This window comes from Myroides sp. C15-4, from assembly GCF_050522745.1.
Taxonomy (GTDB): Bacteria; Bacteroidota; Bacteroidia; order Flavobacteriales; family Flavobacteriaceae; genus Flavobacterium.
The window spans coordinates 46,019-56,346 of record NZ_JBMVQX010000025.1 but is presented as its reverse complement, the minus strand read 5'-3'; the positions used below and the strand labels follow the sequence as shown (position 1 = coordinate 56,346).

The following is a 10,328-nucleotide window of genomic DNA, read 5'->3' as shown; positions in this document are numbered from 1 at the left end:
TTTCCAAACCATTTATTACTATATTTAATAATGAAGTTAATGTTTAAAAACGGTCAACCATATTTAGGGACGTTCATGGTGAATGGTGAGTGGTGAGTGGAAACCGAAACGAAGTGTAGGTTCATCGAACACTAAAACAAAATATAAACTAGGTGAGATAAAGTGGTGAACGAACAAATCACAAACTCCAAACACCAAAGAGCGAAGAGCAGAGAGCGAAGAGCAAAGAACAAACCGAAACGAAGTGTAGGTTCATCGAATACTAAAACAAAATATAAACTAGGTGAGATAAAGTGGTGAGCGAACAAATCACAAACTCCAAACACCAAAGAGCAGAGAGCGAAGAGCAGAGAGCGAAGAGCAGAGAACAAAAAAACTGTTTTTCGGCTTTCGGCTTTTGGTTGATTACATCTAGTTGAAAAAAATCTCTTATGAAGAGAAAATCAAACAAAGAACAAATCGAAGCGTAGCGTAGATTCATCGAACACCAAAACCAATATAAAATCAGTGAGATAAAGCGCGAAGAACAAATCGAAGCGTAGCGTAGATTCATTGAACACCAAAACAAAATATCAACTAAGTGAAATAAAGAGCAAAGAACGAAGCGCGAACAAACTGTTCTTTCCATTAAATAAAAAAAATATTTTTTGCTAAAAAACCTTTTTCTAATTAAAAAAACAATACCTTTGTCGGGATTACGGCAATTAAAGTTATTGTATAGCCTGGTAAATTTCAATCGCAGCTTACTACTGCGCTTATCTTTTTCAAACCTTTACTACTGTTTTTTGCATTTATCACAAAAAGATAAATATTTTTTATTTTCATTCGTAGTAAGTCGGTTTATTTTCAAACAACTTCTCAGTACCCTTCGTTTAGGAAGATCCTTCGGGGGTAGCTACAAATCAAATAATCAATTTTTTTCTTGGTTGCTTAGCAAAGCAACACCCATTTACAAACCTACAACTGCAAAAAAGCATTTGTTAACTATTTAATCAATTAATGGCAGACTCATTTTTTAAGAAAGAAAACAACAAAAAAAAGAAACAGAAGCAAGAAGAGAAACTAAAACGCAGAGAAGAGCGTAAATCACACAACAACAAAGGAAAGGATTTAGAAGATTTATTTGTATATGTTGATAAACTAGGGCAATTAACTCATCTTACTCCGGAAGAACAAGCTTTACAAGAAAAGCAAGAGATCAAGAAAACTGAGAAAGTTTCTCAAGAAGATCACGAAGGAATCATCAGCTATGTAACCGACAAAGGGTATGCATTCGTTATTGATTCTCAAACAAGAGAGAGTGTTTTCCTTCATCAAAATGATTTGAGTGTACCTTTAGAAAAAGGTTTGAAAATAAGCTTTAAATTAGAGCAAAGTAAAAATGGAATCAGAGCTGTAGATGCAGCTAAAAAAGAACAATAAATTTAATTAATTATGCAACAAGGAACAGTAAAGTTTTTTAATGAAACTAAAGGGTTTGGTTTTATCACACCAGACGATAACGGAGAAGATATTTTTGTACACACTTCAGGTTTAGTTGACCGTATCCGCGAAAACGACGTAGTAACTTACGAAGTTGAAAAAGGAAAAAAAGGGTTAAACGCAGTTGAAGTTAGACGTGTAAGATAATTTAGTTTACCGTTGACAGTTAACTGCTAACAGTAAATATCCACAAAAAAGCCAATCATTTGTAATGATTGGCTTTTTTTGTACCCTTAACTGTAAGTGGTAAGTGGTAAGTGGTAAGTGGTAAACTGTTAACCGTAACCGTAAATTAAAAACGCCAATCATGTTGCATGATTGGCGTTTTATATTGTTTTTGTACGAGTTGTAAACCGTAAACTACTCCTTGTACATTTTTTCTCTTAGTTCTTTTACTTTTGGATCATCCAAATAATCTTCAAAAGTCATATAGCGATCAATTACTCCGTTTGGCGTTAATTCTAAAATACGCGTTCCAACGGTTTGTGCGAATTCTTTATCGTGTGTTGTGAATAAAACAGTTCCTTTAAACCCTTTTAACGAGTTATTAAACGCTGTAATAGACTCTAAGTCTAAGTGGTTCGTAGGCTCATCTAACATCAAGACATTCGCTCTTAACATCATCATACGAGACAACATACAACGCACTTTTTCACCTCCAGACAATACTCTACCTGTTTTTAGGGCCTCTTCACCAGAGAAGATCATTTTTCCTAAGAAACCACGTACATAAACTTCGTCTCTTTCCTCTTCTGTTTTTGCCCACTGACGCAACCAATCAACCAAAGTTAAATCATTGTCAAAAAACTCGTGGTTTTCTGCTGGTAAGTACGATTGAGAAGTAGTAATCCCCCACTCTACTTTACCTGCATCAGCCTTGCGGTTGTCGTTAATAATTTCGTAGAAAGCAGTTGTAGCACGTGAATCACGAGAGATCACAACAATCTTATCCCCTTTTACCACGTTTAAATCTACATCTTTAAACAACACTTCACCATCAATTGAACTTGCTAAGCCTGTGATATTTAAGATCTGATCTCCTGCTTCTCTATCTTGATCGAAGATAATTGCTGGATAGCGACGAGAAGAAGGCTTAATATCATCCAACTTCAATTTATCAATCATCTTTTTACGTGATGTCGCTTGTTTTGACTTAGCCACGTTCGCACTAAAACGACGAATAAACTCCTCTAACTCCGCTTTTTTCTCTTCTGCTTTCTTATTTTGTTGCGCTCTTTGTTTAGCGGCTAATTGACTAGATTCATACCAAAACGTATAGTTTCCTGAGTAATGTGTAATCTTACCAAAGTCAATATCCGATACGTGTGTACACACTGCATCTAAAAAGTGACGGTCATGCGATACTACCAATACCGTATTTTCGTAATTCGCCAAGAAGTTCTCTAACCAACCAATGGTTTCAAAGTCCAAGTCGTTGGTCGGCTCATCCATAATCAATACATCTGGATTACCAAATAAAGCTTGTGCTAATAAGACGCGAACTTTTAATTTCGCATCCATCTCCGCCATTAAGGTATAGTGGAATTCTTCTGAAATACCTAAGTTAGACAACATCGTAGCTGCATCTGATTCGGCATTCCATCCATTCATCTCATCAAAGCGAATTTGAAGCTCGCCAATACGATCAGCGTTCTCATCTGTATAGTTTAAATACAGATCATCCATTTCTTTCTTAACAGCAAATAGATCTTTATTTCCCATCATCACTGTTTCAAGCACGGTATGCTCATCAAACATATTGTGGTTCTGGTTTAACACAGACATACGCTTACCTGGCTCTAGAATAACGTGTCCAGAGGTAGGATCAAATTCTCCTGATAATATTTTCAAAAACGTTGATTTACCCGCACCATTCGCACCGATAATTCCATAGCAATTGCCTTGCGTAAAGGTTACATTTACTTCATCAAATAAAATTCGCTTACCGAACTGAACTGACAGATTTGAAACTGTTAACATTATTTCTCGTTTGATTTAATTTGTGCAAAATTACTAAATATATATGAGATTTAATCCCTCTTATTTATTTCAAATTCGAATTACTTATTTTAACCATCTGTTAACAACATTAACTAAAGGTAAAACTTACTTTTGTGATTGACGTCAAATTTTAACTAGCATTATTCCCCAAACAATGTATAGTACCTTTTTAAATACAAGTATTCGCTATGGTATTTTGCCATTGCTCGCTTTGCTTTGTTCCTGTCAAAAGGAATTCGAAGCAACCGACTACTCGGCTTATTTCAGTGGCGAAATACAAAACCCTACCGCCAATTACATCTTATTCTTCAAGGATAATGAACTATTGGACACTATTTTCTTGGATAAGAATAATCACTTTGAAAAAAAGTTTGATTCTTTAACACCAGGACTTTATATCTATCGCATTAACCCTGAATTTCAGTATGTATACTTCGACAAAAACGACAGCTTACATCTGCGTTTGAATTCAAGAGATTTCGATCACTCTATTATTTTTTCTGGACGAGGTTCAGAAAAGAATAATTTCTTGATGAACCTTACGGTTAAAAATTTAGTGGATGAATCTACGCGATACGAGAACTACGACTATGGTGTGGATCAATTCGTGCGTTTTATTGACTCAACGCATGCCGCACGTACAACCTATTATCTACGCAGCAAAGCAATTGTGGGATGGGGACCCGAATTTGACTTGTACGCAAAAACAAAACTCGACCTTCACTTCTATAGCCAAAAGGAGATTTATCCTATTGCACACTATGTGAGAACTAAAAAAGATATTCGAGATCAACTGCCTGCAGATTATTACGCTTTTCGCGATAAGGTCGATTTTAACAACGAAAAACTCATTCGCTATTCTTCTTTTACCAAATACTTAGCGATTATGCTGAGCTCCATTAGCGATGAATCAGAACTCGACTTTGACAGTCAAACTAAATTTGACAAAAATATCACCAAACTCAACGTAGTGGATACCTTAATTCGCAACGAGAAGGTTAAAAATACGATTTTAGATAATATCGCTTTGATCTACCTCTTGGAAGATCAAAATTTAAATAATAACGATAAATTCTTTGAGCAATACTTTAAGCTCTCTACGGACACAACACAACATCAGGAAATTATAAAAATACAAACGGCAGTTCAAAACTTAAAGTACGAAAATCGCCTTCCTAATGTTGAACTGGTCGATCTCAATGAGCATCCCGTTGAATTTAAAAAGCTAATTAAGAAAAAAACACTGATGTTTGTTTGGACAAAAAATGGCTTAGCCCATGCGGAAGCTAGTCACAAACGCGCACTACAATTGCTGGAAACATTACCCAACATGCAAGTCATATCGGTTTGTATTGATGGTGAACACGAAGAATGGCGCGATTTAGTTAGCCAATACAAACACCCCAATCTCATTGAACTGCGCTGCCTTGACTTCAATGATATGAAAGACAAATGGATTATCACTAAAATTCAACGCAGTATCATCCTCAATGCAGATGGTAGCATACAGGAAGCTTTTGTCAATATTTTTGACCGAAATATGGAGAAATTGTTACAGCTTTAGTGGAGATTGGAGATGGGAGATGGGAAATGGGAAATGGGAAATGGGAGATTGGAGATGGGAAACCGAAATGCAGTGTAGGTGAACTGTGAATGGTGAGTTGTGAATGGTGAGTTGTGAATGGTGAGTTGTGAATGGTGAGTTGTGAATGGTGAGTTGTGAACTGCAAACTGTAAACCGTGAATGGTAAGTTGTGAATGGTGAGTTGTGAACTGTGAACTGTGCGTGAACTGTAAACCGTAAACTGCAAACTGTAAACCATAAAAAAACCCTTCAATAGCAAATAAAGAAGTTTGAGGCTATCGAAGGGTTTGTATTTTTTAAGAATTCAGTATAATATATTTAGTCCCCACTAATATTTTTATGATATCTTAAAACTGTCATACACGTTTAAGTTTTGTGTATTTTTTTTCAAACTTCTTAGACAAAATTACAAGTACTTTTGTAAAAACAAAGCACATCTTCGCTTTTTTTTCCAATTGTAAAGCCAGCATTTGTCCCCTCTCAGGGAAATACAACTGGCATTTTTGGTTCTAAATAATTTAGAATCAAAGGCTGATGGATAAAACGCGATTAATCAAACTGAAAAAATCGCATGCATTAAAGACGCAAATTACCTTACTATTTCTTTTAGACGATGTCTGTAGTTGTTTTACTTTATCCTTACAAACGAAGAAATTCACAATCTTACAAGTCTTTATCGATATAAAATGATAATAAAAACAATTAAGGTGACGAAAATCATTTTTTTTATTTTTTTTATGGGGATAAATCAATATTTAATAAAAGAATAGTAGTACCTTTGCACCTATTTTATTATTTATATGAACAATTTCGAACTATTAGGTTTAAATGAATTGCTACTCTCTGCAATTAATGATTTAGGATTTGAAAATCCTTCAGAAATCCAGGAAAAAGCAATTCCTTTATTATTAGAAAAAAATACCGATATTGTTGCGTTAGCCCAAACAGGGACTGGGAAAACCGCAGCATTTGGTTTTCCGCTTATTCAGAAAATTGACCTGTCTAAAAAACACACTCAGGCGTTGATCTTATCACCAACAAGGGAGTTATGCTTGCAAATTGCAAATGAAATCAAACAATACTCTAAGTACGTAAAAGGACTTCATACAGTAGCTGTATACGGTGGGGCGAGTATTACAGAGCAAGCAAGAGAAATCAAGCGTGGTGCACATATTATTGTAGCTACTCCGGGTAGAATGCAAGATATGATTAACCGCGGTATGGTTGACATCAAACATATTGAATTTTGTGTGTTAGATGAGGCAGATGAAATGTTGAATATGGGGTTTTACGAGGACATCACCTCTATTTTAGCTGACACACCAGAAGACAAAAGTACATGGTTATTCTCGGCAACTATGCCAGCAGAAGTTGCTAGCATCGCAAGAGAATTTATGTCTAATCCTGCGGAAATTACAGTAGGACATAAAAACCAAGGATCGACCAATGTTAGTCACGAGTATTATTTAGTTTCTGCAAGAGACCGTTATTTGGCTTTAAAGCGCTTAGCGGATGCCAATCCAGATATCTTTTCTGTAATCTTTTGTAGAACAAAAAGAGATACCCAAGCCATTGCTGAAAAGCTAATTGAAGATGGGTACAACGCAGCTGCTTTACACGGAGATTTATCTCAAGCACAACGCGATGGGGTAATGAAAGCTTTTAGAGGAAAGCAAATTCAAATGTTAGTTGCAACTGACGTTGCAGCACGTGGTATTGACGTAGATGATATTACACACGTAGTAAACTACCAACTTCCAGATGAAATCGAAACCTATACCCACCGTAGTGGTCGTACAGGACGTGCTGGAAAATCAGGGGTTTCTATGGTGATCATCACGAAAAGTGAGGCACGTAAGATTTCTCAAATCGAGCGTATCATGAAAACGAAATTCGAAGAGAAACCTATTCCTTCTGGAATGGAAATCTGCGAAATTCAATTGTATCACTTAGCGAATCGCATCAAAAATGCGGAAGTGAGTGCTGAAATTGAAACGTTTTTACCTTCTATCACAGAGTTATTAGAAGATTTAACAACGGAAGAACTCATCAAAAAAGTAATTTCACTAGAGTTCAAACACTTATTGGAGTACTACCAAAAAGCGTCAAATAGCTTGGCGAATGTTGCTGGAGCTGGAAGATCTTCCAAAGACGTTCCTTCAGATGGGGCTGTTCGTTTCTTCTTAAACTTAGGAGCAAAAGATGGTTTCGACTGGATGAGCTTAAAGGATTACCTACGCGATACGTTAGAATTAGGCCGTGATGACTTATTTAAAGTAGATGTAAAAGAAGGATTCTCTTTCTTTAATACAGATGCTGAGCATGCGGATAAGATTATGACTATCTTAAACAATGAAACGTACCAAGATCGTCGTGTGAATGTTGAAATCTCAAATAATGACGGCGGAAGAAACGCAGGAAGAAGAGATCACAACAGACGCGGTGGCGGTGGTGGCCGTGGAGATGGAGGTTTCCGTTCGGAGCGCAGAGATCGCGGAGATAGAAACGACAGAGGTGGTGACAGAAGAAACGATCGTTCTTCTAGCAACCGTTCTGATCGTGGTTCTCGTACATCAGATCGCAATGACAGAGGAGGAAACAGAACGGAAAGAGCGCCTAGAAATGAGCGTAGTTCTTCAAGACGAAGCGGCGATAGCAGCGCACCAAGACGTCCTAGAAGAAGTTAATCTGTTAATTTTTTTCAAATAAGATATAAAACTGTAAAATATCCACTATTTTTAAGCAATTTTAAAAATGATGAGAAATTTTACAGTTTTTTTATTTACATGCCTAATCTCTTTCGCGGCGTGGAGTCAACAAGGGTCACAAGTGAAAGGAACAATCTACAACGACAAGTCTCTTTTACCTGCTGATGATGTTAACGTCATTAACATAACACAAGTGAAAGGAACGGTTAGTAAACGCGATGGTTCTTTTGCCATTGAAGCCAATCTAAACGATTCAATCCACTTTTCCTTTCCTGGTTACTTACCTATTAAACTAAAGGTAACCAATGACTGGTTAAACAACGAAAATCTAAAACTGTATTTAACCGAACAGTCCATTGAACTAGCGGAAATCTTCATCAAGAAATACGACCTAACAGGTATTCTCGAAGTAGATACCAAGCTGATTCAATTGAATGATAAACTTCAGGTTGACTTTTACAGACACCAAAGCATGCCGACGTACAATATTGCTATCGGAAGCTACTTTAGCCCTGTAGATGCAGTATATAACCTATTCAAAGGCAAATCCAAAGAGCTCAAGAAAATTGAAAACATCAAAGAGGATCAAAATATGATTGCCTTGATGCAAACCCGTTATGATCGCGAAATTGTATGTGGTCTATTGGGCATTACCCAAGAAGATATTATCAAAACGCTTAAAAACTGCAATCAAACGGATCGCTTTATTTATACCGCTACTGATTTTCAGATTTATCAAGCGCTGAATGAGTGTTTTGAAAACTCCAAAATATTAGTCAAAAAACAAAACCATACACCCAAATAAGGGGTGTATTTTTTTTGTGGTTTTCTTCGACTTCTTACTCGCAAAAGCAAAAAATAAAAAGTATTTTTGTACTCATTAACTACACATAACTAATTTAATTCTCGCACTAAAATGAATATCATTTTAAAATCTGCAAAAATCATAGATGCTACAAGTTCTTTCAACAATCAAGTTGTTGATTTACACCTTAAAAATGGAAAAATCGAAAAGATAGCAGCTGCTATTACAGTAGAAGATGCTACGGTAATTCAGTTGGATCATTTGTGTGTTTCTCCAGGTTGGTTTGATACTTCGGTTTCCTTTGGTGAACCAGGTTACGAAGAAAGAGAAACCCTCGTACATGGATTAGAAGTAGCAGCGCGAAGTGGATTTACGCAAGTAGCCATCGAATCGAATAACAACCCCATCACAGACAATCAAAGCCTTGTTACCTTCATCAAACAAAAAGCAGCGGGTCAAACAACAGAAGCATTGCCTATTGGAGCCTTAACTGTGAAAAGTGAAGGAACGGATTTGGCTGAGTTATACGACATGAAAAATGCAGGTGCTGTTGCTTTTGGCGATTATAAAAAAGCCATTGACAATGCCAACGTATTAAAGATTGCCTTGCAGTATGTACAAGATTTTGATGGATTAGTTGTGGCATTTGCTCAGGACAAAAGCATCAAGGGAAAAGGTGTTGTTCACGAAGGTGTGACTAGTACTACCTTAGGTTTAAAGGGTATACCTCCTTTAGCAGAAGAATTGCAAATTGCGCGTAACTTATTCTTGTTGGAATACACAGGTGGCAAAATGCACATCCCTACTGTTTCTTCAGCTAAATCGCTGGAATTAATCCGAGAAGCAAAAAACAAAGGATTACAAGTGACGTGTAGTGTAGCTGTACATCAATTGGTGTTGACGGATGCTAAATTAACAGAATTTGACAGCCGTCATAAAGTTTCACCTCCTTTGCGAGAGGAAGCAACGAGACAAGCTTTACTAGCAGGTGTTCTCGACCATACCATCGATTGTATTACGACGGATCACACGCCTTTAGATATTGAACATAAGAAATTGGAATTTGACCTGGCTACTTCGGGAACTATCGGATTAGAATCTGCCTTTGGTGCCTTGAATACCGTTTTACCGCTTGAGGTAGTTGTAGCGAAACTAACAGCAGGACGTACCATCTTTGGTTTACCTACCGCATCAATTGCAGAAGGAAATGAAGTAAACCTCAGCTTATTTACAACAGAAGGCGCTTGGACATTTACCAAAGACAGCATCCTATCGAAATCTAAAAACTCCGCCTTTTTAGGAGAAACCATGCGAGGAAAAGTATATGGCGCTATTCGTCAAGACAAGCAAACATTTAATTTTTAGTTCCACTAAAAACAACTTATATTATTTCAAACAGTATGATTAAAACGTTTTCAGCAAAAGAAATCGAAAGTGGTAAAAACATGGCATTGGCCTCTCACCTTACTATTTTAGGGTGTATGATTGTCATTTTCATGAATATTGAACCCAAAAATAAATACGCAGGTTTTTACATCAAACAAACCTTTGGTTTGCACCTGATGTTTTATGTTTTCGGTTACTTTGTATCGAATGTAGATTCGCTATTTGCTACGGTTCCCTTCTACATTTGTTTTGTAGTGCTGTGGTTCTATAGCTTTTTGGGTACTACACAAGGAGAAGTTCGCGTACTGCCAGGAATCGGCGGTTATTTTCAAAAATGGTTTGACAAATTATCGGCTTAATT

8 protein-coding genes are annotated in these 10,328 nt (G+C 36.7%); 7 read left to right on the top strand and 1 reads right to left on the bottom strand.

The features are described 5' to 3' along the window. The first annotated feature begins 999 nt into the window (after positions 1–999). Both ACPDHL_RS11500 and ACPDHL_RS11495 read left to right on the top strand, forming a co-directional pair. Positions 1,000–1,422: a cold-shock protein gene (locus tag ACPDHL_RS11500; protein WP_430532902.1), complete on the top strand. Its 423-nt coding sequence runs from the start codon at positions 1,000–1,002 to the stop codon at positions 1,420–1,422. A gap of 12 nt (positions 1,423–1,434) precedes the next feature. Then, a complete protein-coding gene (locus ACPDHL_RS11495; protein ID WP_182626507.1) occupies positions 1,435–1,629 on the top strand; it encodes a cold-shock protein in 195 nt (64 codons plus the stop codon). 213 nt (positions 1,630–1,842) lie between these two features. On the opposite strand, the gene ACPDHL_RS11490 is transcribed toward ACPDHL_RS11495, so the two are convergent. Continuing rightward, positions 1,843–3,462 carry an ABC-F family ATP-binding cassette domain-containing protein gene (locus ACPDHL_RS11490; RefSeq protein ID WP_430532901.1) on the bottom strand — a complete coding sequence of 540 codons (1,620 nt, stop codon included), beginning with the start codon at positions 3,460–3,462 and terminating at the stop codon, positions 1,843–1,845. A 175-nt stretch (positions 3,463–3,637) separates the two neighbouring features. On the opposite strand from ACPDHL_RS11490, the gene ACPDHL_RS11485 reads away from it, so the two are divergent. The 5 genes from ACPDHL_RS11485 (at position 3,638) to ACPDHL_RS11465 (ending at position 10,326) form a co-directional block, all read left to right on the top strand. Beyond that, positions 3,638–5,047, top strand: a complete 1,410-nt coding sequence (locus tag ACPDHL_RS11485; protein ID WP_430532900.1) for a hypothetical protein — start codon at positions 3,638–3,640, stop codon at positions 5,045–5,047. Positions 5,048–5,868: 821 nt separating this feature from the next. Beyond that, positions 5,869–7,755 carry a DEAD/DEAH box helicase gene (locus tag ACPDHL_RS11480; RefSeq protein WP_430532899.1) on the top strand — a complete coding sequence of 629 codons (1,887 nt, stop codon included), beginning with the start codon at positions 5,869–5,871 and terminating at the stop codon, positions 7,753–7,755. Positions 7,756–7,822: 67 nt separating this feature from the next. Continuing rightward, complete coding sequence (locus tag ACPDHL_RS11475) at positions 7,823–8,581, top strand: carboxypeptidase-like regulatory domain-containing protein (protein WP_430532898.1); 759 nt, start codon at positions 7,823–7,825, stop codon at positions 8,579–8,581. 111 nt (positions 8,582–8,692) lie between these two features. Beyond that, positions 8,693–9,946 carry a dihydroorotase gene (locus ACPDHL_RS11470; RefSeq protein WP_430532897.1) on the top strand — a complete coding sequence of 418 codons (1,254 nt, stop codon included), beginning with the start codon at positions 8,693–8,695 and terminating at the stop codon, positions 9,944–9,946. Between the two features lie 35 nt (positions 9,947–9,981). Then, on the top strand, positions 9,982–10,326 hold the full coding sequence (locus ACPDHL_RS11465; protein ID WP_430532896.1) for a hypothetical protein: 345 nt from the start codon (positions 9,982–9,984) through the stop codon (positions 10,324–10,326). The last annotated feature ends 2 nt before the right edge of the window (positions 10,327–10,328 follow it).